This window comes from Microlunatus kandeliicorticis, assembly GCF_014137855.1.
GTDB classification, from domain to species: Bacteria; Actinomycetota; Actinomycetes; order Propionibacteriales; family Propionibacteriaceae; genus Microlunatus; species Microlunatus kandeliicorticis.
The window spans coordinates 353,484-372,939 of record NZ_JACGWT010000003.1 but is presented as its reverse complement, the minus strand read 5'-3'; the positions used below and the strand labels follow the sequence as shown (position 1 = coordinate 372,939).

Here is a 19,456-nt window from a genome sequence, read left to right as displayed (position 1 = left end):
CCGGAGCGGCCGCGGGGTCGTTCACCACCAGAGGTGGGTCTCGTCGGTGCCGTCGTTCCAGTGCACGGTGAAGCCGAGCGGCCACAGCGAAGCGCCGTACCCGGCCGGCCGGTGGTGGTGGGTCGCAGTCGCGAGGGCGGCGGCGGGCGCGCGGTCCGGGGCGGTCACCTCGACCATCCGCGAGGCCCCGGCCGCCACGAAGCCGATCAGCAGCGCGACGGCCAGCAGCGCACCGAGCGGCGCGGCCCAGCGCCGGCCGCGGTGCGGGACCCGACGCCGTCCGCTGTCGGTGTTCATCGCGGGGGTCATTGCGGCAGTCATCGCGGAGGGCGTGCGGTCGGCGGGGTGGCGGTCGAGGAGCGCGCTGGTCACGGGCTCCACCCTGGCGCGGTCCGCGGGCCGCCGCATCGGCCCGCGGCGTACGTCCGCCTCATCCCGCGGTCGTACCGGCGGGCGGGTGGATCTGGCCCCGGTGACTACGCTCGGCTCGACCGCACGCGGGACACCGCGGCGTCCGGCTCGGGACGGTGGGCAGAAGGGGAGTGCGTTGATCGACGGGTTGGCCTACGCGGTGATCGCCGTCGCCGCGGTCGGGGTGGTCTGGGCGGTGATCAGCACCGCACGGAACCGGACCACCAGCTGGGCGCTGCTCGGCTGGGTCGCGCTGTCCGAGCTGGTCACCCTGGTCCAGTCGGTGATCGGGTTCGTCCGGCTGGCCGGCGGCTTCCGCCCGGCCGAGTACGCGACCACGGTCGGCTACCTGATCGGCATCCTGGTGCTGCTCCCGCTGGCCACGGTCTGGGCCCTCACCGACCGCTCGCGGTGGGCGCCCGCCGTGCTCGCGGTGGCCGAGGCCGGCGTGCTGGCCATGACCCTGCGCCTGCTCGTGCTCTGGACCCCCGGTGGCTGAGCCGCGGCGGGTCGGCAACCCCGAGCGTCGCACCAACCGGGGGCCGGGCCGGATCCTCGTCGCCGTCTACGGGGTGTTCGCACTGGCCGCCACCACCCGGGCCGTGGTCCAGCTCCTCATCCAGTACGACCGCGCCCCGCTGGCCTACTGGCTCTCGCTGGTCTCCGGACTGGTCTACGTGGTCGCGACGATCACCCTCGGGCTCGGCACCCGCGCCTCACGGCGGGTCGCGATCGGCGCGATCGCCTTCGAGCTGGTCGGCGTGCTGGTGGTGGGGACGCTGACGGTGGCCGACCCGGCGCTGTTCCCCGACGCGACCGTCTGGTCGACCTACGGGATCGGGTACGGGTTCGTCCCGCTGGTGCTGCCCTTCCTCGGGCTGGCCTGGCTGTGGCGGACCCGCCCGAACCGCTGACCGCTCACGCGGGTCGGTCCGGGCGGGTCGCTGCTCCCTCGGGCAGCGGTGCGGCCGGGAGCGCGCCCAGCCCGCCGAACGCCTCGAGGTAGGGCTCGAGGTCGCCCTCGACCACCCAGCCGCGGAGCTGGTCGGCGCTGCGCCGGCTGGTCAGCGCCCGGAACGCGTCGAAGCCGTCGGCGGCCAGCACCACCCCCGGTTCCCCCGGACCGGACGTCCAGGTCCAGTCCTCGCCGGCGAACCGGAGCGGGGCCCGGCCCTCCAACCGGTCGGCGAGCCGCTGGGCCATCCGGTAGCGGATGGCCCGCAGCCCGGCGGTGTCGCGGGCGCCCGGCTCGCCGAGCGCGCCGCGCAGATCCTGCTCGTGGATGACCAGGTCACCCAGCGGGCGGGTGTCGACCTCGCTCAGGTAACGGTGCATCGCGTCGGCGAACCCGGCCCACTCGGCGAGCACCTCGTCGAGGGTGCGGTCGCGACGGGCGTCCACCTGGGCCTGCGTCCACTCCGGCGCATGCACGGCGTCCTCGCGGTCGGCGAGGACGTCGGCGCCGAGCCCGACCACGTGGCTCAGCAGCTCGAGCACCGTCCAGTCCGGGCACGCCGGCACCCGTTCGCCGAGCCGCTCGGGCGCGGTGGCCTGGACGCCGCGGAGCAGCGCCACCACCCGCATCCGGGCCTCGGACCACTCCTTGGCGGCCTCGGCGCTGCCGCGCACGCTCAGCGAGCCGTCTCGTCGACCGGAACGCCCTGCTCGGCCTGGGCCGACGGGTTGCAGGCCACGCCGGTGGCGTGGATCGGGCAGTAGCCGAACGGGTTCTTGTCGAGGTACTGCTGGTGGTAGTCCTCGGCGTAGTAGAACTCCGGCGCCTCCCGGATCTCGGTGCGGATCCGGCCGTAGCCGGCCCGGCTCAGCTCGACCTGGAACTCGTCGCGCACCCGGAGCGCGGTGGCCAGCTGCTCGGGGCTGGTCGCGTAGATCGCCGAACGGTACTGGGTGCCGACGTCGTTGCCCTGCCGCATGCCCTGGGTCGGGTCGTGGTCCTCGAAGAACCGCTTGAGCAGCTGGGCGTAGCTGACCTTCGTGGGGTCGTAGGTCACCCGGACCACCTCGGCGTGCCCGGTCTTGGCGCTGCAGACCTCCTCGTAGGTCGGGTTCGGGGTGTAGCCACCCTGGTAGCCGACCGCGGTCGAGGTCACGCCGGGGATCTGCCAGAACATCTTCTCCGCGCCCCAGAAGCAGCCGAGCCCGAAGTAGGCGACCTCCGAACCCTCGGGGGTGGCGTCGACGGGGGTCCCGAAGACGGTGTGGAAGGTGGGCTGGGTCAGCACCGGGGTCGACCGGCCGCGGAGCGCGCGGTCCTGCTCGACCATGGTGACCTTCTGCTGCGCGAAGAACGACATGAGTTCAGTCTGCCTCTCTACGAGATGTCCGCTCAGCACAACGGGAACCGGGCCGGGGCCATTCCCGGACTAGCCTCGCGGCCATGACCGGCTTCTCCACCAAGGCCATCCACGCGGGCCAGGACCCCGACCCCGCCACCGGGGCGGTCGTCACCCCGATCTACGCCACCTCGACCTACGCCCAGGACGGGGTGGGCGGGCTCCGCCAGGGCCTCAAGCAGGGTTACGAGTACTCGCGGTCGGGCAACCCGACCCGGACCGCACTCGAGGAGTGCCTGGCCGCGCTCGAGGAGGGACGGCACGGGCTGGCCTTCGCCTCCGGTCTGGCCGCCGAGGACACCCTGATCCGGGCGCTGACCTCGCCCGGCGACCACCTGGTGGTGCCCGACGACGCCTACGGCGGCACCTACCGCCAGGTGGCCCGGGTGCACCAGCGGTGGGGGCTCGAGCACACCCCGGTCAGCCTGGCCGACCCCGACGCGGTGGCGGCCGCGCTCCGGCCCGGGAGCACCCGGCTGCTCTGGATCGAGACGCCGACCAACCCGCTGCTGACCGTCGCCGACATCGCCGCGCTCAGCGCGCTGGCCCACGACGCCGGGGCGCTGGTCGTGGTCGACAACACCTTCGCCTCGCCCTACCTGCAGCAGCCGCTGACCCTGGGGGCCGACGTGGTGGTGCACTCGACCACCAAGTACTGCGGCGGCCACTCCGACGTGGTCGGCGGCGCGCTGGTGCTGAACGACGACGCGCTGGCCGAGTCGCTCCGCTTCCACCAGAACGCGATCGGCGGGGTGCCCGGCCCGTTCGACGCCTGGCTGGTGCTCCGCGGGCTCAAGACGCTCGCCGTCCGGATGGAGCGGCACAGCGACAACGCCGAACGTGTCGCCGCCTTCCTCGAGCAGCACCCGAAGGTCTCGCAGGTGCTCTATCCGGGGCTGCCCGGCCACCCCGGGCACGAGGTCGCGGCGCGGCAGATGCGCCGGTTCGGCGGGATGGTCAGCTTCCGGGTGGCCGCCGGTCCGCAGGCGGCCCTCGACCTGTGCGCCCGGACCGAGGTGTTCACCCTCGGCGAGTCGCTCGGCGGCGTGGAGTCGCTGATCGAGCACCCGGGCCGGATGACCCATGCCTCGGTCAGCGGGACCGCCCTCCAGGTGCCCGACGACCTGGTCCGGCTCAGCGTCGGGATCGAGGACGTCGACGACCTGCTGGCCGACCTGGACCGCGCCCTGGACTGACCCGCACGGCCTGGACCGACTCGCGCCGCACCGACGTGCGCATCCGTTCGGCCTGTCCGCCCGCGCCCCCGATCCCGACTTTGCCTCCGTTCCTCCCACTGTGCGGCTGCTGCAGCAGACGCAGAGTGCGTGGAACGGCCGCAAAGTCGCGGTCAGAGGGGGGTCGGCGGGGCGAAGAGCGGTCGGGTCGGCGGCGACTGCCCGACCCGGCCCACGGTGCCCTGAGCGTGTCGCAGGGCGGCCGGGCCCCAGCGACGGCTCAGCGCTCGAGGCGCCAGTCGATCGGGTCGGCGCCGGCGGCGACCAGCAGGTCGTTGACCCGGCTGAACGGCCGCGAGCCGAAGAAGCCGGAGCGGGCCGAGAGCGGTGAGGGGTGGGCGCTCTCGATCCGCGGGACGCCACCGAGCACGGGGGCCAGCGAGCGGGCGTCCCGGCCCCAGAGCACCGCGACCAGCGGGCCACCGCGGGCCACCAGCGCCTCGATCGCGCAGGCGGTGACCTCCTCCCAGCCGCGGCCACGGTGCGAGGCGGGCTGGCCGGGCCGGACGGTGAGCACCCGGTTGAGCAGCAGCACCCCCTGCTCGAACCACGGCGTGAGGTCGCCGGTGACCGCCGGCGGGATGCCGAGGTCGGCCTCGAGCTCGGTGTAGATGTTCACCAGGCTCCGTGGCAGCGGCCGGACGTCCGGGGCCACCGAGAACGACAACCCGACCGGGTGACCGGGGGTGGGGTAGGGGTCCTGGCCGACCACCAGCACCCGGACGTCGGCCAGCGGCCGGGCGAACGCCCGCAGCACCTGGGCGCCGGCGGGCAGGTAGCCGCGGCCGGCGGCGTTCTCGGCCCGGAGGAAGTCGCCCAGGGCGGCGATCCGGTCGCGGACCGGGGCGAGCGCGGCCGCCCAGTCCGGGCTGAGGTCGGCGGGCAGCTCGCGTCCGGCCGGTTCGGGGGAGATGGCCTGGGATCGATCGGGGTGCTCGGTCATGACCGGGCCACCGTAGTGCTCCCGGTGGCCGGGGCCGGACCGCCGCCGGGCACCCCGCCGGGCATCCGCAGCGCGTTGAGCGCGGCCAGCGCGAGCAGCGCCGCCCCGACCCCGAAGGCCACCGGGAAGGACACGGCGTCGGCCAGCGCACCGGCGACCAGCGGTCCGACGATCGCCCCGGCGTCCGAGCACATCGAGAACACCGCGACCGCGGTGCCGCCCCGGGCGCCACCGGCGTCGCCGACCGCGGCGGCCGGGGCGGTGCCGAGGAACGCGGCAGCCACCCCGTAGCCGCACAGCGCGATCACGGCGACCGTGAGGTTCGGGGCCAGCGCGACCGCCATGATCGAGACGGCGGCCAGCAGCCCGGCACCGACCATCGCGGGCCGGCGTCCGACCCGGTCGACGAACGTCCCCGCCGGGTAGAGCGCGAGCGTCTGCACCACCGCGGCGCAGGCGAAGGCGATCCCGGTCCAGCTGGCCGGGCGGTCGAGCACCTCGGTGATTATCACCGGCACCAGCGCGCTGCGGACGCCGAACGAGGTCCAGCCCTGGGCGAGGTTGGTCAGGCAGGCGGCCTGGAATCGGCGGTCCGCGACGATCCGGCGCAGCGGCACGGCCGTCCGGTCGACCTCGGGCTGCGGGATCCCGGCCACCGCGTCGGGGTCGACGGCCGGCCGGGCGGGGGAGCGCAGCAGGACCAGCCCGACGGCGCCGGCCACGGCCAGGGTGGCCGCGTAGAAGAAGAACGGCGCGCGCAGGCTGATCGCGGCCAGCACCCCGCCGATCGCCGGCCCGGCCATCCCGCCGATTAAGAACCCACCCTGGAACAGCCCGGCGGCCCGGCCGCGCCGGGCCGGTCCAGCGGCCGCCAGCAGCAGGCTGGTGGCCGAGACGGTGAACAGCGCCGACCCGATGCCGCCGATCCCGCGCAGCACCAGCAGCTGCGGGTAGGTGGCAGCGAGACCGGCCAGCCCGCTCGACAGGGCGACGATGCCGATGCCGACCGCCAGCGCCACCCGCTCGCCCCAGGCCCGGATCAGCCGGCCCACGAAGGGGCTGGCGCAGAGCCGCATCAGGGCGAAGGCGGAGATGACCGCTCCCACCGCGAAGTTGTCCACCCCGAAGCTGCGGGCGAAGACCGGGAGCACCGGCACCACCACGCCGAACCCGACGGCGACGCAGAAGGCGACCACGGCGAGCACCCCCACCTCGCGCGGCAGTCGCTCGGCTCCGTCCGCCCGACGCAGACGGGTGGACAGGGCGCGGATCACGCGCCCAGTCTGGCCCGCACCTCACCAAGACGACGCACAGGTTCCAGTACGGTAGGCGGACCGGAGCGGGTGCGGGACGTCCCCGTCTCGGGCCGGTCTGGTCGTCTGCCGGTTCCAGGAGGTCCCGTCTTGCCCGCACGTCTCGGCGCCGCCCGGCGCAGCGTTCCCGCCAGCGAACCCGCCGAGGCCGAGCGCCACATCCCGCTCGCCCTCCGGGTCGGGGCCGGGTGGACCTGGCGGCTGTTCCTGATCGCCGCGCTGGTCGGCGGCGTCGGCTGGCTGCTCGGCTACCTCTCCGAGGTCTCGATCCCGCTGGCCATCGCCGTCCTGCTCTGCGCGCTGCTCTCCCCGGTGACCAACCGGCTGAAGAAGTGGGGTCTGCCGCGCGGCCTGGCGGTGGCGATCACCGTGATCGGTGGGTTCGCCGTGGTGGCGGGGGCGCTGACCTTGATCATCACCCAGATCGTGTCGGGGTCGGACAGCCTGGTGAACAGCGCGACCCAGGGCTTCTCCAAGCTCACCGGGTGGCTCGAGAACGGTCCGCTCAAGCTCAACCCCGAGCTCTGGCAGACCTCGCAGCTCACGTCGCGGGTGACGCAGTTCCTCAAGGAGTCGCAGTCGACGATCACCACCTACGCCGCCGACGTCGGGTCGCAGGTCGGGCACTTCTTCGCCGGCTTCGCGATCATGATCTTCTCGCTGTTCTACTTCCTCTACGACGGCCGCGGCATCTTCCGCTTCGTCACGAAGTTCTTCCCCGAGCGGTCCCGCGGCCGGGTCGACGCGGCCGCCCGGCACGGCTGGGAGGCGCTCGGCCACTACGTCCGCGCGACCATCCTGGTCGCGCTGGTCGACGCCCTCGGCGTGCTGATCGGCGCGCTCATCCTCGGTGTCCCGCTGGCCCCGGCGCTGGCCGCCCTGGTGTTCATCGGTGCCTTCATCCCGCTGGTCGGCGCCTTCGTCTCGGGCTTCCTCACCGTGCTGGTCGCGCTGGTCGCGCTCGGCTGGGTGCAGGCGCTGATCATGCTCGGCGTGATCATCCTGGTGATGCAGGTCGAGGGACACCTGCTGCAGCCCTTCCTGCTCGGCCGGGCTGTGCACCTGCACCCGCTGGCCGTGCTGCTCTCGATCGCCATCGGCGTGGTGATCGCCGGCATCGTCGGGGCCCTGATCGCGGTCCCGGTGCTCGCCTTCACCAAGAGCTTCGTCGAGCGGATCCTCCGGGAGCCCGGACCCGCCGGTCAGCTCACCGCCCCGCGGCACACCTGACCGCGCCGCGCGCAGACGCCGAACGCCCCGGACTCCGTCGGAGTCCGGGGCGTTCGGCTCAGCAGACCGCGCGTGCGGCGGCGCCGGTCAGAGCGCGGAGCCGGCCTTGTAGTCGTTCCAGCTGATGTTCCAGTCCGACCAGCCGTTGACCTTCTCCATCCCGCGGTTGGTGCCGGTGGTGACGGTCGGGTCGCCGATCAGCGAGGTCTCGTACAGCCAGCGGGCGTCCGCGGTGCTCATGCCGGTGCAGCCGTGGCTCGAGTTGACCCGGCCGAAGTAGCCGGCGTTCCACGGCGCCGAGTGCAGGAACTCACCCGAGTTGGTGATCCGCAGCGCGTAGGCGACGTTGAGGTCGTACTCCTCGGCGGCGCCGATCATCTGGTTGGTCATCCGCTTGTTGGTCTCCTTGCTCATGATGAGCTTGATCCCGCTGCGGGTCTCCCAACCGGGCTTGCCGGCGCTGACGTAGATGGTCCGGACGGCCTTGCCGTTGCGGTAGACCTTGGCCACGTCGCGCTTGAGGTCGATCTTGGTGATCTGCGAACGGCCGATGGTGAACGAGGTGGCCACCGACTTCTGCCCGTAGACGCCGTTGCCGGCGCTGACCCCGTTGAGGTTGCCGTCGACGCTGACCTTGGTGCCCGGCTGCCAGTAGGTCTTGGGCCGGTAGTGGACCTCGGTCGAGCTGACCCAGTGCCAGGTGCCGGTCTGCTTCGGGCTGGTGGTCACCGCGAGGTGCTTCTCGACGTTCGCGCGGTCCTTGACCGGGACGTCGAAGGTCAGGATGACCGGCATGCCGACGCCGACGGTGGTGCCCTTGCCGGGGAACACCGTCGGGAAGGTCTGCTCGTCGAGGGTCAGCGACTGGGTCTTGAAGGTCGCCGTGCTGCTCTGCTGCGTGCCCTCGCTGTTCGCGCCGCTCATCCGGATCGTGTAGGTCGAGCCCGGGTCGAGCGCCTCCGAGGCGGTCCAGGTGGTCTTGTCGGCGTTGAGCGCGCCGTCCACGGTGACCTTGCTGGTGCTGCCGGACTCGCTCTTCTGGGTCGTGCTCACCCGGACGGAGTCGAGCGTGCCGTTGGCCGCCTTCACCGAGACGATCGAGGAGACCTTCACGTTCTTCGCGCCGTCGGCCACGCTGGTGCTGAAGCTGACCGGCTCGGGCGCCTCCGGCGTGCTGCTCGGGGTGTTCGACCCGCCGCCGCCGGTGGTGGTGCCGGTCTTGGTCGTGCCGCCCTGACCGGAGGTGTCGGGGCCCGGCGAGGGGACGCTGCCGCAGCCGGCGACGGCCAGCAGGCCGAGCACGGCGGCGACCGAGAGCCCTCGGGTGATCGGGGTCCTGACCAGGTGCTTCATCGTGTCTCTTTCGATCGGGTGGCGGATCTGCGGAGAGGAGCGGATCCGGTGTCCGGGACCGCCTGAGGCTGAGCGAGTCCGGCACGACCCACCGCGGACCCGGCTGCCGCCGGCCGTGCGGGTCATGCCAGTATCGGTGACTTTCGTCCCGATCGCGAATTGCTCGAACCCCATTCTCGTTCTTCCTGATGCCGCGTCGGGGCTTTTGGTTGCCGAAAACCGGCGGGCGCCGGACCGAATTCGCTCACGATTCGGTCACGGCGCCCGCCGGCCAGCCCTGACGAGGGCGTCGGTCTCAGTGGCCGACGGCCACCAGCTCCCGCTCCTCGGCGACGCTGTCCTGCTGCTGCGACGGCTGCCCGCCGGCGGCCTGACGGCCCTGGAGCGGCTTCTCCCGCAGGGTGACGGCGATCAGCAGGGCGACCAGCATGAACGGCGCGGCCACCATGAAGATGTCGTCCATCGAGCGGGTGAACGCCTCGAGCACCCAGCCCTTGACCGGCTCGGGCAGCCGCTGGATCGCGCTGACGTCGTTGACCGCGCCCGAGCTGCCACTGACCCGGCCCTGGAGCGCCGCCGGGACGACCTCCTTGAGGTGGTGGGCCAGCCGGGTGTTGAGGATGGCGCCGAACAGCGCGGTGCCGACCGCGCCACCCATCGACCGGAAGAAGGTCACCGAGGCGGTCGCGGTGCCGAGGTGCTTGCGCTCGACCGAGTTCTGCACCGCGGTCACCACCACCTGCATGGTCAGACCGAGGCCCAGGCCGAACATCAGCATCAGCAGCGCGATGTGCCAGTAGGGGGTGTCGGTGTGCAGCTGGGCGAAGAGCAGCAGCGCGCCGCCGACCACGGCCGACCCGACGATCGGCATCCACTTGTAGCGGCCGGTCCGGCTCATGATCTGGCCGCTGCTGATCGAGCTGGTGAACATGCCCACGACCAGCGGCAGCATGGCCAGACCCGACTCGGTCGGGCTGTAGCCCTTGACCGCTTGCAGGTAGATCGGCAGGTAGATCAGGCCGCCGAACATGCCGATGCCCATGATCATCGCGAAGATGATGTTGCCGGCGAAGGTCCAGTGCCGGAACAGCTGCATCGGGATGATCGGCTCGCTGACCTTGTTCTCGACCAGCACGAACAGCCCGGCGAGGACGACGGTGGCCACCAGCAGTCCGATGCCGATCGCGGAGGTCCAGCCGCGGTCCGGACCGGCCCAGCTGAGGTAGAGGATCAGCGAGGTCACCGACCCGACCACCGTGGCCGCGCCGAGGTAGTCGACCGAGGCCTCGCGCTTGACGTGGTGCAGCTTGAGCGCGAAGGAGGTGATGATCAGCGCGGCGATGCCGATCGGCAGGTTGATGAAGAAAATCCACTCCCAGCCGAGGTGGTCGGTGAACAGGCCGCCGAGCAGCGGACCGGCCACCGAGGAGACGCCGAAGACCGCGCCGAAGAGCCCCTGGTAGCGGCCGCGTTCGCGGGGCGGGATCACGTCGCCGATCACCGCGAGGGCGAGCGACATCAGACCGCCGCCGCCGAGACCCTGGATGGCCCGGCCCGCGATCATGATGTCGATGCCCGACACGCCGAACCAGTCGGACACCGGCTTGGCGAAGCCGCAGATGACCGAGCCGATCAGGAAGACGATGATCGCGGTCTGGAAGATCGGCCGCCGACCCAGCAGGTCGGAGATCTTGCCCCACAGCGGGGTGGCCGCGGTCGAGGTCAGCAGGTAGGCGGTGACCACCCAGGAGAGCTTGTCGAGGCCGCCGAGCTCGGAGGTGATCTTCGGCAACGCGACGCCGACGATGCTCTGGTCGAGGGCGGCCAGGAACATGCCCGCCATCAGGCCGACCAGCACCACCAGGATCTGCTTGTGGCTGAGGAAGTCACCGCCGGCGGTGGTGACGTCACCCCCGCCGGCCGGGGCGGCGGCCGGCGTCGCGGCGCCGACCTGCGGGGCGGCGGGCGCCATGCTGCGCCCGGTGCTGATCACCGGCCGGTCGTCCTCGATGAGGGCGTGCCGCGGTTGCACCTGCGGGCGGGATCTGCGGGACATCATGCGTGCTCCAGTTCGTGCGTACGTGCGTCGGTGGGCGTGCGGCCGGCGGACCGGTCGCGCGGTTCCGTGGTGTGCGGGGTCTCCTCGCGGCCGGCGTCCTCGCCGGCGAACGCGAGCAGCAGCCGGGTCAGGGTGGCCAGGTCGCCCGGAGCCCAGTCGGCGGTGCGTTCGGTGACGAACCGCACCCGCTCCTCCTGGGCCCGGTCGAGCAGCTCGGTCCCGGCCGGGCTGATCGAGACCGCCTGCGCCCGCCCGTCGTCCGGGTGCTGGGAGCGGACGATCAGACCGGCCTTGTCGAGCTGGCTGAGCTGCCGGGAGACGGTCGAGGTGTCGAGCTGGAGGTCGGCGGCCAGATCGGTCATCCGCACGGTCCCGCGGCAGCGCAGCATGTGCAGCAGCCAGTAGGTGTGCGGGTCGGCCTCGCGGCCGGCGGACTTGAACATCCGCCCGACGCGGATCAACGCGGCGATCAGACCCTCCTCGGGGGTCCGGGGCTGCCATCCAGACAATTGCATGCCGCAAGCATATTTTTGTTTGTGTGATGCATGCAAATGAAATCTCGCTGAGGACCCTCGGGCTCAGCTCCAGCACAGGATCGGGGGTGCAGCCGTCAGCCACCCTGACCCGACCCTGAAAGTAGAAAGCAGTCCTTTCCAGAATGGAAACCGCGGACCTACGGTGGTCGGCATGAGCAACGACACCGGACTCCCGGCCATCCTCGAAGACCTCGCCGCCGGCCGGATCGACCCGGCCGAGGCGGCCCGACGGATCGACGCACTGTCGGCGACCGGTCCCACGACCGGGTCCGGCGGCCCGACCGACGCGTCCGCGGCAGCCGGCTCCGCCGCCCAGGAGAGCGCGGGGACAGTGGAGCAGGAGAGCGGGGACGCCTGGGCCGAGAGCACCGACCGGCCGCAGCGGGCGACCCACACCCGTGAGCCGGTGGGCCCGGCGGCGACGGCCCCGGCCGCTGCGCCCGTCACGCCGAGCGCCCCGCAGGACGAGGAGACCCCGGGGCGGATCCGGGTCAACCGGGTCACCGCGCCCGGCGGCGTGGACCGGATCAGCGTCCGGGCGATCGGCCGGCGGGTCCGGATCATCGGCGAGTCCTCGGTGGCCACCGTCTCGGCGGACGGGCCGCACGTGCTCCGGCGCAACGGCTCGGTGCTCGAGATCTCCAGCGACGGTGAGCTCGGCGCGTCGGTCGACGGGTTCCAGATCCTTCGCGGCGCCCCGCGCAACCTCGACGACTTCCGCTCGCTCGGCCTCGGCAAGGAGCTGCTGCTGCGGGTCAACCCGTCGATCACCGTCGACGTCGAGGTGACCGCGGGCAGCCTGCACACCGAGCGCGTCCCGCGGCTCGGCAAGGTGCGGGTGACCGCCGGCGGCGCCAAGCTGCTGGACGTCGCGCAGGTCAGCGACGCGCTGATCCAGGCCGGTCAGGCCACGGTGAAGGGGACGATCACCGGCGGCCGGTCGCGGATCCGCACCGAGTCGGGTTCGCTGAGCATCCAGCTGAGCGACGACTCCGACGTCACGGTCAGCACCGACGCCCAGCTCGGCAAGGTCAGCTGGGGCGGCGGCCACACCGGCTCGGGCGACGAGGTGGTGATGGGCGACGGGCGCGGCAAACTCGAGGTCGAGGTGCTGATGGGCCACGCCACGGTGCGGGTCGGCTCCGAACAGACCACCGGACAAACGGCCGGGCAGACCGGACCGACCGCCTGATGACCTCCGGTACGCCCGCCGCGGAGCTGCACCGGCCGCCGAGCCAGTGCCCGGTCTGCGGGCACGGGCTGGCGCTGACCCGGCTGGGCTGCACCTCGTGCGGCACCGAGATCGGCGGGGTCTTCCGCAGCTGCGAGTTCTGCGCGCTCGACGAGTCCGACCTCGAGACGCTCCGGGTGTTCCTCGCCTCGCGCGGCAACCTGCGGGAGGTCGAGCGCCACCTCGGCGTCAGCTACCCCACGGCGCGGCTGCGGTTCACCCAGCTGCTGGCCAAGCTGGGGCTCGCCGAGCCCGAGCCGGGGGAGCCGGCCGCCGCGCCGAGCCGGGAGCAGATCCTGGCCGAGGTGGCCAGCGGTGCCCTCACCCCGGCCGAGGCGGCCACGCTGCTGGCGGGGTCGCTGCCGACGAGCTGATCCGGCGAGCCGATCCCGGCGAGCGGCGCCGGGGGACGAGCGCGGACGTGAGCGGGCCCGGACGGATGATCCGTCCGGGCCCGTTCGTGCGTCCGTGGGTGTTCAGCCCTGGTAGGGCTCGACGGCCACGATGGTGACCGCGATGTCCTTGCCGTTGGGCGCCTGGTAGCTGACCGCGTCGCCCTTGTGCTTGCCCAGGATCGCCGACCCGAGCGGCGACTGCGGGCTGTAGACGTTGAGGTCGACCGAGTCGTCCACCCCGAGCAGCTCGCGCGAGCCGAGCAGGAAGGTGTCGGTGTCGTCCTCGTCGCCGCCGAAGGCGATGGTCACCTTGGTGCCCGGGACGACCTCGTCGGGGTTGTCCGGCGCCTCGCCGACCTCGGCCCGGCGCAGCATGTCGGTGAGCTGGCGGATCCGCGCCTCCTGCTGGCCCTGTTCCTCGCGGGCGGCGTGGTAGCCGCCGTTCTCGCGCAGGTCGCCCTCCTCGCGGGCCGCGGCGATCCGCGCCGACACCTCGGCGCGCCCGGGCCCGGTGAGGTACTCGAGCTCCTGCTGGAGCTTGTCGTAGGCGTCCTGGGTCAGCCAGATCGTCTGGGACGAGGTGGTTTCAGACATTCCGCCAGGCTATCAAGCGGTGTGCGTCCGGGCAGCCCGTTCCGGCGGGATCGTCGCGGGGATCAGCCGATCAACCGGCACGAGCTGACCGAGGCGGAGGTGCCGCGACGGAGCGTCCGGATCGTCTCCTTGGCGTCGACCAGCTTGTCGGTGCCGGCCGGCACCACCACGTCGATCTCGCCGACGTTCTCGAAGTTCGTGGCCTGGACGATCACCCGGCAGCTGGCCGGCTCGGCCGGATCGCGGCGCTGCACCGTCACCGTCACGTCGGCCCGGGTGTCGGAGGGGAACGCGAACGCGGAGACCTGAGCGGTCACCGCCGGCTCGGCGTGCAGCCAGGCCGCCCAGACCAGCCAGGTGAGGAAGCCGGCGGCCAGCACCGCCACCAGGCCGACCAACGCGGCCTTCGGGAACCGCGGCGGCGGGTAGCGGGCGGCCAGTTTGGCGGCGATCCGCGCCCGTTCGGCCTGCGCGGTGGAATCGGGCACGCAGCCATTGTCCCCGCTGCCGGGCCCGGTCTCCGCTGCCGGGCCCGGTCCCCGCCGCCGGGCCGGTGCGAGCACCGGCGAGCGCGCGGCGGCCGGTCTGCCAGCATGGCCCGGTGACGTCCCGTGCCCCACACTCGCTGCACCCGCCGCTCCGGCTGGACGAGGCCGGCGAACCGCTGCGCCTGCTCAACGTCCACGCCCACCCCGACGACGAGTCGAGCAAGGGGGCGGCGACCACCGCGAAGTACGTCGCCGAGGGTGTCGAGGTCTGGGTCGCCACCTGCACCGGCGGCGAGCGAGGCTCGATCCTCAACCCGGCGATGGACCGGCCGGACGTCGCGGCGAACATCGCCGAGATCCGCCGTCAGGAGATGGAGCGGGCCCGCGACATCCTCGGCATCCACCAGGTCTGGCTCGGCTACGTGGACTCGGGGCTGCCGGAGGGCGACCCGAAGCCGCCGCTGCCCGAGGGCTGCTTCGGCCTGGTCGACCTCGACGAGGCCGTCGGCCGGCTGGTCGAGGTGGTCCGCGCCTTCCGGCCGCACGTGATGACCACCTACGACGAGAACGGCGGCTACCCGCACCCCGATCACGTCCGCTGCCACCAGATCTCGGTGCTGGCCTTCGAGCGGGCCGGCGATCCCGACGCCTACCCGGGCACCGGCGAGCCGTGGCAGCCGCTCAAGCTCTACTACCAGTTCAGCTTCCACCGGCAGCGGTTCGTCGCGCTCGACGCCGCGATGAGGGCGCACGGGCTCACCTCGCCCTACGCCGAGCGGCTGGCCGAGTGGGAGCCGGACCCGGCGCACGAGGCGCGGCTGACCACCCGGATACCGGCGGCCGACTACTTCGCGGTCCGCGACCAGGCCCTGCTCGCCCACGCCACCCAGGTCGACCCGAAGGGCGCCTGGTTCGCGGTGCCGCTGGAGATCCACCGGGAGGCCTGGCCCACCGAGGACTTCGAGCTGGCCCGCAGCCTGGTGCCGGCGCAGGGCTCGCCGGAGGCGCCCGAGGACGACCTCTTCGCGGGGATCGCGACCCGGCCCGGGCCCGGCGGGCGGGCGTAGGCTGCAGCCGTGACCGTCTTCGACATCGACCCGAACGTGGTGAAGCCCGGCTGGACGCCGTTCATCATCACGCTCGTGCTCGCCGCGGTGATGGTCGTGCTCTACCGGAGCATGCGGCGCCAGTTCCGGCGGATCGGTGACCTGCCCAGCGACGAGGAGACCTACGGCCGGGCGCCCGGTCCGAACGTCGGTCAGATCCCCAGCGCCGAGACCGAGGCGCAGGAGCAGGCGCGCGAGCGGGTCCGGACCAACGCTGCGAGCGGCGCGGCGGTCGAGTCGGGGAGTAGCGAGACCGCCTCCGACACCCGCCGGCCAGGCTGAACGCCGCCTCCTCGCGGCGCCGGATCGGCAAGAAAAGTCTGAGAGACGTGTTGTCCCGACCCCGAGTCGTCCCCTCATCGTCCAGACTGTTCGCAACGGCCCGCTTTCGGGGGGAGGACGGGCCGCCGCGGCACCCAGCCTTCGGGTTCGGGTGCCGCCTGCCCCTCCCGAACCGGTCTCCCGGTTCACGGTGACGGGGCATGACGCGGAGGCCGAGACCTCCGCCGCGATCTCTGCCGAGACCTCTGCCGATCCGAGGCCGGGGACGCGCGCCGCCCGACCGGCCGCCCCGGACCCCGCACTCACGCTGACCGCCGGCGCCCTGCTGATGCTGGCCACCGGTGCGGTCGACGCCTACGTGTTCCTGCAGCACGGGCACGTGTTCGCCGAGGCGATGACCGGCAACCTGGTGCTGATCGCGATCGGCGCGGTCGCCCCGGAGGTGATCGCGTTCTGGCTGCCGCTGGTCACCTACCTGGCCTTCGCCGCCGGGGTGGCGGCCGCCTGGGTCCTGAGCCGGTCGGCGACCGAGGTCACCCGCACTCGCCGCGAGCGCACGCTCCAGCTGCTCACCCTGCTGCTCCAGGTCGCGGTGCTCACCGCCGTCGGCTTCCTGCCGCCGACCTTCCCGCAGCCGGCGGTCACCTGCACGGTCGCCTTCGTCTCCGGGATGCAGATCGCCGGCTTCCGGCAGGTCGGTGACTCGGCGTTCACCACCACAGTGATGACCAGCAACTCGGTGCGGATGATCAACGCCACGCTCGCCGCGCTGACCGGCCGGGAAGCCGGCCGCTGGCGGGTGCCGCGGAGCCTGCTGGTGCCGTTCGCCGGGTTCGTGGCCGGGGTGTTCGTCGGTGCCTTCTCCAGTGCGGGTCTCGGCGACCGCGCTGCCTGGGTCTGCGCCGCGCTGATGCTGCTGGTGCTGCTGGTCCACCACCGGCCGCGCCGGGTCCGTTCAGCTGTCCCCGCCGGCTGAACCCGCCGCCCGGCGCGCCGTGCGCCGACACGTACGGTGAGGTGTGGCGAACCGACTGAGCGGCGCGACCAGCCCGTACCTGCTCCAGCACGCCGACAACCCGGTCGACTGGTGGCCGTGGAGCGACGAGGCGCTGGCCGAGGCCCGGCGCCGCGACGTCCCGGTGCTGCTGAGCGTCGGGTACGCGGCTTGCCACTGGTGCCACGTGATGGCGCACGAGTCGTTCGAGGACGCGGAGACCGCGGCGCTGATCAACGAGCACTTCGTCGCCGTCAAGGTCGACCGCGAGGAGCGGCCGGACATCGACGCCGTCTACATGCAGGCCGTCCAGGCGATGACCGGCCAGGGCGGCTGGCCGATGACCGCCTTCCTGACCCCGGACGGCGCTCCGTTCTACTGCGGCACCTACTTCCCGCCGGTGCCCGCGCACGGCATGCCGGCCTTCCGCCAGGTGCTGGGTGCGGTCGCGGAGGCCTGGGAGCAGCGCCGCGACGAGGTGAGCGAGGGGGCCCGGCAGATCGTCGCCGACCTGGCCCGGCTGGCGGGCGGCCCGCTCGGACCCTCGAGCGGCGACGACCGGCTCGACGACGCCGACGTCGAGCAGGCGGTCACCCTGCTGCACGGCGACTTCGACACCGACCACCCCGGGTTCGGCCGGGCGCCCAAGTTCCCGCCGTCCCTGGTGATCGAGGCGCTGCTCCGCGAGGGCGGCGAGCCGGCGGTGACCATGGCCACCCGGACGCTGCGGGCGATGGCCGACGGCGGCATCCACGACCAGCTCGGCGGCGGTTTCGCCCGCTACAGCGTCGACGCCGCCTGGACCGTGCCGCACTTCGAGAAGATGCTCTACGACAACGCGCTGCTGCTCGGCTGCTACACCCACGCCTGGCGGCGCGACCCCGACGGACCCGACGCGGCCCAGTTCGCTGAGGTGGCCGCGGGGATCGTGGGCTTCCTGCTCCGCGAGCTGCGCACGCCGGAGGGCGGGTTCGCGGCCAGCCTGGACGCCGACTCGCCCGGCCCCGACGGCCGTCCGGTGGAGGGCGCCTTCTACGTCTGGACGCCCGCGCAGCTGGCCGCGGTGCTCGGCGACGAGCTCGGTGCCCGGGCGGCGGCCGAGCTCGGGGTGAGCGACGTCGGCAGCTTCGAGCGCGGCACCTCGACCCTGACCCGGCGTGACGCCCGCACCCTCACCGACGACGGCCGCTGGCCCGTGGTGCGCGAGCGGTTGTGGGCGGCGCGAGAGGAACGCGCCCGGCCGGCCCGCGATGACAAGGTGGTCGCCGCCTGGAACGGCTGGACGGTCAGCGCACTGGTCGAGGCGGCCGGGGTGTTCGAGCGTCCGGACTGGCTCGACGCGGCCCGCACCGCGGCGGAGCTGGTCTGGCGGCTGCACTGGGACGCCGGCGCCGCCGGGGGAGCGGGACGGCTCCGCCGGACCTCGCGGGACGGCGTGGCCGGGAGTGCTGCCGGGCTGCTCGAGGACTACGCGGCGCTGACCGAGGCCTGCGTTCGGCTGGCCGAGGTGCTCGGGCCCGACCCCTGGCTCGGGCGCGCCGAGGCGTTGGCCGCGGTGGTGCTGACCGCGTTCGGGACGGGACCCGACGGCGCCGAGGGTGCGGCGGACGGCGGCTTCTACGACACCGCCGCCGACGCCGAGACGCTGGTCACCCGGCCCCGCGACCCCACCGACAACGCGACCCCGAGCGGGACGAGCGCGGCGGTGCTGGCCCTGCAGCGGCTCTCGGACCTCACCGGCGAGCTGCGCTGGCAGCGGCGGGCCGAGCGTGCGCTCGACTCCGCCGCGGTGCTGGTCCGGCGGGCACCCCGGTTCGCCGGCTGGCTGCTGGCCGCCACGGTCACCCGGCTCCGGCAGTCCGCGGTTCAGGTCGCGATCGCCGGCGACCCGGACGACCCCGCCACCGCCGCGCTGGCCACGCTGGCCCGCCGGGCGGCGCCCGCCGGCTCGGTCGTGGTGGTCGGCCGCCCGGACCAGTCGGGCGTCGCGCTGCTCGCCGACCGCCCGCTGCGGGACGGCCGGCCGACGGCGTACGTCTGCCGGCACTTCGTCTGCCGGCTGCCGGTCACCGAGCCCGCCGAGCTGGCCGAGCAGCTCGCCGCGCTCTGAGCGCTGCGCCCGGCGCCGGACCGCGGCTCAGGCCGAGTAGGTGAGGATCGAGATCGCCACGTAGTGGGTGACGAACGCTGCGATGGTGCAGGCGTGGAAGACCTCGTGGAAGCCGAACCAGCGCGGCGAGGGATCCGGCTTCTTGCGGGCGTAGACGACCGCGCCGACGGTATAGAGCAGCCCGCCGGCCAGGATCAGCGCGACCACCGCGGGGCCGCCGGTCCGCCAGAAGGTCGGCATCCACCACAGCGCCGTCCACCCGGTCACCAGGTAGAGCACGGTGTAGAGCCGGCGCGGGGCGCCGAGCCAGAGCAACCGGAAGGCCAGCCCGGCACCGGCCGCGCCCCAGATCAGGCTGAGCAGCAGCACCCGGTCCGAGCCGGTGAGCATCAGCAGGGCCATCGGGGTGTAGGTGGCGGCGATGAACACGAAGATGTTGGCGTGGTCCATCCGGCGGAGCACCGCCTCGCCGCGCGGACCCCAGGTGAAGCGGTGGTAGATCCCGCTGGTGCCGAAGAGCAGCAGCGAGGCGGCCAGGAACACCGCGCCGCCGAGCTTGCCGAGCCCGGTCGGAGCGAGGCAGACCAGCACGATGCCGGCGGCGACCGCGACCGGCGTGATGCCGGCGTGCAACCAGCCGCGCAGGCGGGGCTTGACCTGGCGGACGACCTGGCCCAGCGACTCCGCCGGGCTCGGTGCGGCGTCGCCCGCAGGTCGGGTGGGAACGGTCGGGGCACTGTGGGCCATGGAGCTCCTCTCCGGGTCGGAATCAACTTTACAGACCGTAGGTTACGGGAGCGTAGGTTCTGGTGACCATCGGTG

General features: G+C 73.2%; 21 protein-coding genes. 10 read left to right on the top strand and 11 right to left on the bottom strand.

Annotated features, from left to right (window positions below; all coding sequences use genetic code 11):
• Positions 1–21 precede the first annotated feature (21 nt).
• A complete protein-coding gene (locus tag FHX74_RS10815) occupies positions 22–372 on the bottom strand; it encodes a hypothetical protein (RefSeq protein WP_182560119.1) in 351 nt (116 codons plus the stop codon).
• 175 nt (positions 373–547) lie between these two features.
• Between FHX74_RS10815 and FHX74_RS10810 the strand changes: the two genes are divergently transcribed.
• Positions 548–910, top strand: coding sequence for a hypothetical protein (locus FHX74_RS10810; RefSeq protein ID WP_182560118.1), 363 nt, complete (start codon positions 548–550; stop codon positions 908–910).
• Complete coding sequence (locus tag FHX74_RS10805) at positions 903–1,325, top strand: hypothetical protein (RefSeq protein ID WP_182560117.1); 423 nt, start codon at positions 903–905, stop codon at positions 1,323–1,325. The genes FHX74_RS10810 and FHX74_RS10805 overlap by 8 nt, the downstream gene beginning before the upstream one ends.
• Before the next feature lie 4 nt (positions 1,326–1,329).
• Here FHX74_RS10805 and FHX74_RS10800 read toward each other — a convergent pair whose 3' ends face one another.
• Positions 1,330–2,040, bottom strand: a complete 711-nt coding sequence (locus FHX74_RS10800; protein WP_182560116.1) for a maleylpyruvate isomerase N-terminal domain-containing protein — start codon at positions 2,038–2,040, stop codon at positions 1,330–1,332.
• Positions 2,041–2,042: 2 nt separating this feature from the next.
• Positions 2,043–2,726 carry a peptide-methionine (S)-S-oxide reductase MsrA gene (gene msrA, locus FHX74_RS10795; protein ID WP_182560115.1) on the bottom strand — a complete coding sequence of 228 codons (684 nt, stop codon included), beginning with the start codon at positions 2,724–2,726 and terminating at the stop codon, positions 2,043–2,045.
• A gap of 83 nt (positions 2,727–2,809) precedes the next feature.
• Between msrA and FHX74_RS10790 the strand changes: the two genes are divergently transcribed.
• Entirely contained in the window at positions 2,810–3,961 is a 1,152-nt protein-coding gene (locus FHX74_RS10790; protein ID WP_182560114.1) for a cystathionine gamma-synthase, read from the top strand.
• 259 nt (positions 3,962–4,220) lie between these two features.
• On the opposite strand, the gene FHX74_RS10785 is transcribed toward FHX74_RS10790, so the two are convergent.
• Both FHX74_RS10785 and FHX74_RS10780 read right to left on the bottom strand, forming a co-directional pair.
• Positions 4,221–4,943, bottom strand: a complete 723-nt coding sequence (locus FHX74_RS10785; protein ID WP_182560113.1) for a uracil-DNA glycosylase — start codon at positions 4,941–4,943, stop codon at positions 4,221–4,223.
• Entirely contained in the window at positions 4,940–6,217 is a 1,278-nt protein-coding gene (locus FHX74_RS10780; RefSeq protein ID WP_328823760.1) for an MFS transporter, read from the bottom strand. The genes FHX74_RS10785 and FHX74_RS10780 overlap by 4 nt, the downstream gene beginning before the upstream one ends.
• Before the next feature lie 129 nt (positions 6,218–6,346).
• On the opposite strand from FHX74_RS10780, the gene FHX74_RS10775 reads away from it, so the two are divergent.
• Positions 6,347–7,486 (top strand): AI-2E family transporter, encoded by a 1,140-nt coding sequence (locus FHX74_RS10775; RefSeq protein ID WP_182560112.1) that lies wholly within the window; start codon positions 6,347–6,349, stop codon positions 7,484–7,486.
• Between the two features lie 87 nt (positions 7,487–7,573).
• Here FHX74_RS10775 and FHX74_RS10770 read toward each other — a convergent pair whose 3' ends face one another.
• The 3 genes from FHX74_RS10770 to FHX74_RS10760 all read right to left on the bottom strand — a co-directional run bounded on the left by FHX74_RS10770 (position 7,574) and on the right by FHX74_RS10760 (position 11,413).
• Complete coding sequence (locus FHX74_RS10770) at positions 7,574–8,839, bottom strand: L,D-transpeptidase (protein WP_182560111.1); 1,266 nt, start codon at positions 8,837–8,839, stop codon at positions 7,574–7,576.
• Between the two features lie 295 nt (positions 8,840–9,134).
• A complete protein-coding gene (locus tag FHX74_RS10765; RefSeq protein ID WP_235970549.1) occupies positions 9,135–10,898 on the bottom strand; it encodes an MDR family MFS transporter in 1,764 nt (587 codons plus the stop codon).
• On the bottom strand, positions 10,895–11,413 hold the full coding sequence (locus FHX74_RS10760) for a MarR family winged helix-turn-helix transcriptional regulator (RefSeq protein ID WP_182560110.1): 519 nt from the start codon (positions 11,411–11,413) through the stop codon (positions 10,895–10,897). Before FHX74_RS10760 ends, FHX74_RS10765 begins: the two co-directional genes overlap by 4 nt.
• Positions 11,414–11,585: 172 nt before the next feature.
• Between FHX74_RS10760 and FHX74_RS10755 the strand changes: the two genes are divergently transcribed.
• Together FHX74_RS10755 and FHX74_RS10750 are read left to right on the top strand one after the other, a co-directional pair.
• Complete coding sequence (locus tag FHX74_RS10755) at positions 11,586–12,626, top strand: hypothetical protein (RefSeq protein ID WP_182560109.1); 1,041 nt, start codon at positions 11,586–11,588, stop codon at positions 12,624–12,626.
• Positions 12,626–13,039 (top strand): DUF2089 domain-containing protein, encoded by a 414-nt coding sequence (locus tag FHX74_RS10750; protein ID WP_182560108.1) that lies wholly within the window; start codon positions 12,626–12,628, stop codon positions 13,037–13,039. Before FHX74_RS10755 ends, FHX74_RS10750 begins: the two co-directional genes overlap by 1 nt.
• Positions 13,040–13,141: 102 nt before the next feature.
• On the opposite strand, the gene greA is transcribed toward FHX74_RS10750, so the two are convergent.
• Both greA and FHX74_RS10740 read right to left on the bottom strand, forming a co-directional pair.
• Positions 13,142–13,654 (bottom strand): transcription elongation factor GreA, encoded by a 513-nt coding sequence (gene greA, locus FHX74_RS10745; protein WP_182560107.1) that lies wholly within the window; start codon positions 13,652–13,654, stop codon positions 13,142–13,144.
• Between the two features lie 62 nt (positions 13,655–13,716).
• Positions 13,717–14,142: a DUF4307 domain-containing protein gene (locus tag FHX74_RS10740; RefSeq protein ID WP_182560106.1), complete on the bottom strand. Its 426-nt coding sequence runs from the start codon at positions 14,140–14,142 to the stop codon at positions 13,717–13,719.
• Positions 14,143–14,255: 113 nt separating this feature from the next.
• Between FHX74_RS10740 and mca the strand changes: the two genes are divergently transcribed.
• The 4 genes from mca (at position 14,256) to FHX74_RS10720 (ending at position 18,634) form a co-directional block, all read left to right on the top strand.
• Positions 14,256–15,209 (top strand): mycothiol conjugate amidase Mca, encoded by a 954-nt coding sequence (gene mca / locus FHX74_RS10735; RefSeq protein WP_407941476.1) that lies wholly within the window; start codon positions 14,256–14,258, stop codon positions 15,207–15,209.
• Between the two features lie 9 nt (positions 15,210–15,218).
• Positions 15,219–15,530 (top strand): hypothetical protein, encoded by a 312-nt coding sequence (locus tag FHX74_RS10730; RefSeq protein WP_182560105.1) that lies wholly within the window; start codon positions 15,219–15,221, stop codon positions 15,528–15,530.
• A 190-nt stretch (positions 15,531–15,720) separates the two neighbouring features.
• Positions 15,721–16,506 (top strand): YoaK family protein, encoded by a 786-nt coding sequence (locus FHX74_RS10725; protein WP_182560104.1) that lies wholly within the window; start codon positions 15,721–15,723, stop codon positions 16,504–16,506.
• A gap of 43 nt (positions 16,507–16,549) precedes the next feature.
• Complete coding sequence (locus FHX74_RS10720; protein WP_182560103.1) at positions 16,550–18,634, top strand: thioredoxin domain-containing protein; 2,085 nt, start codon at positions 16,550–16,552, stop codon at positions 18,632–18,634.
• Positions 18,635–18,661: 27 nt separating this feature from the next.
• Here the strand turns inward: FHX74_RS10720 and trhA are convergent, their stop codons facing one another.
• Entirely contained in the window at positions 18,662–19,381 is a 720-nt protein-coding gene (trhA, locus tag FHX74_RS10715; RefSeq protein WP_182560102.1) for a PAQR family membrane homeostasis protein TrhA, read from the bottom strand.
• Between the last annotated feature and the right edge of the window lie 75 nt (positions 19,382–19,456).

Excerpts from the sequence above, each read along its gene's own strand:
- FHX74_RS10790 (WP_182560114.1), top strand. The coding sequence starts at position 2,810 with ATGACCGGCTTCTCCACCAAGGCCATCCACGCGGGCCAGGACCCCGAC.
- trhA (WP_182560102.1), bottom strand. The coding sequence starts at position 19,381 with ATGGCCCACAGTGCCCCGACCGTTCCCACCCGACCTGCGGGCGACGCC.
- FHX74_RS10770 (WP_182560111.1), bottom strand. The coding sequence starts at position 8,839 with ATGAAGCACCTGGTCAGGACCCCGATCACCCGAGGGCTCTCGGTCGCC.
- FHX74_RS10765 (WP_235970549.1), bottom strand. The coding sequence starts at position 10,898 with ATGATGTCCCGCAGATCCCGCCCGCAGGTGCAACCGCGGCACGCCCTC.
- FHX74_RS10750 (WP_182560108.1), top strand. The coding sequence starts at position 12,626 with ATGACCTCCGGTACGCCCGCCGCGGAGCTGCACCGGCCGCCGAGCCAG.
- FHX74_RS10755 (WP_182560109.1), top strand. The coding sequence starts at position 11,586 with ATGAGCAACGACACCGGACTCCCGGCCATCCTCGAAGACCTCGCCGCC.
- FHX74_RS10785 (WP_182560113.1), bottom strand. The coding sequence starts at position 4,943 with ATGACCGAGCACCCCGATCGATCCCAGGCCATCTCCCCCGAACCGGCC.
- msrA (WP_182560115.1), bottom strand. The coding sequence starts at position 2,726 with ATGTCGTTCTTCGCGCAGCAGAAGGTCACCATGGTCGAGCAGGACCGC.
- FHX74_RS10760 (WP_182560110.1), bottom strand. The coding sequence starts at position 11,413 with ATGCAATTGTCTGGATGGCAGCCCCGGACCCCCGAGGAGGGTCTGATC.
- greA (WP_182560107.1), bottom strand. The coding sequence starts at position 13,654 with ATGTCTGAAACCACCTCGTCCCAGACGATCTGGCTGACCCAGGACGCC.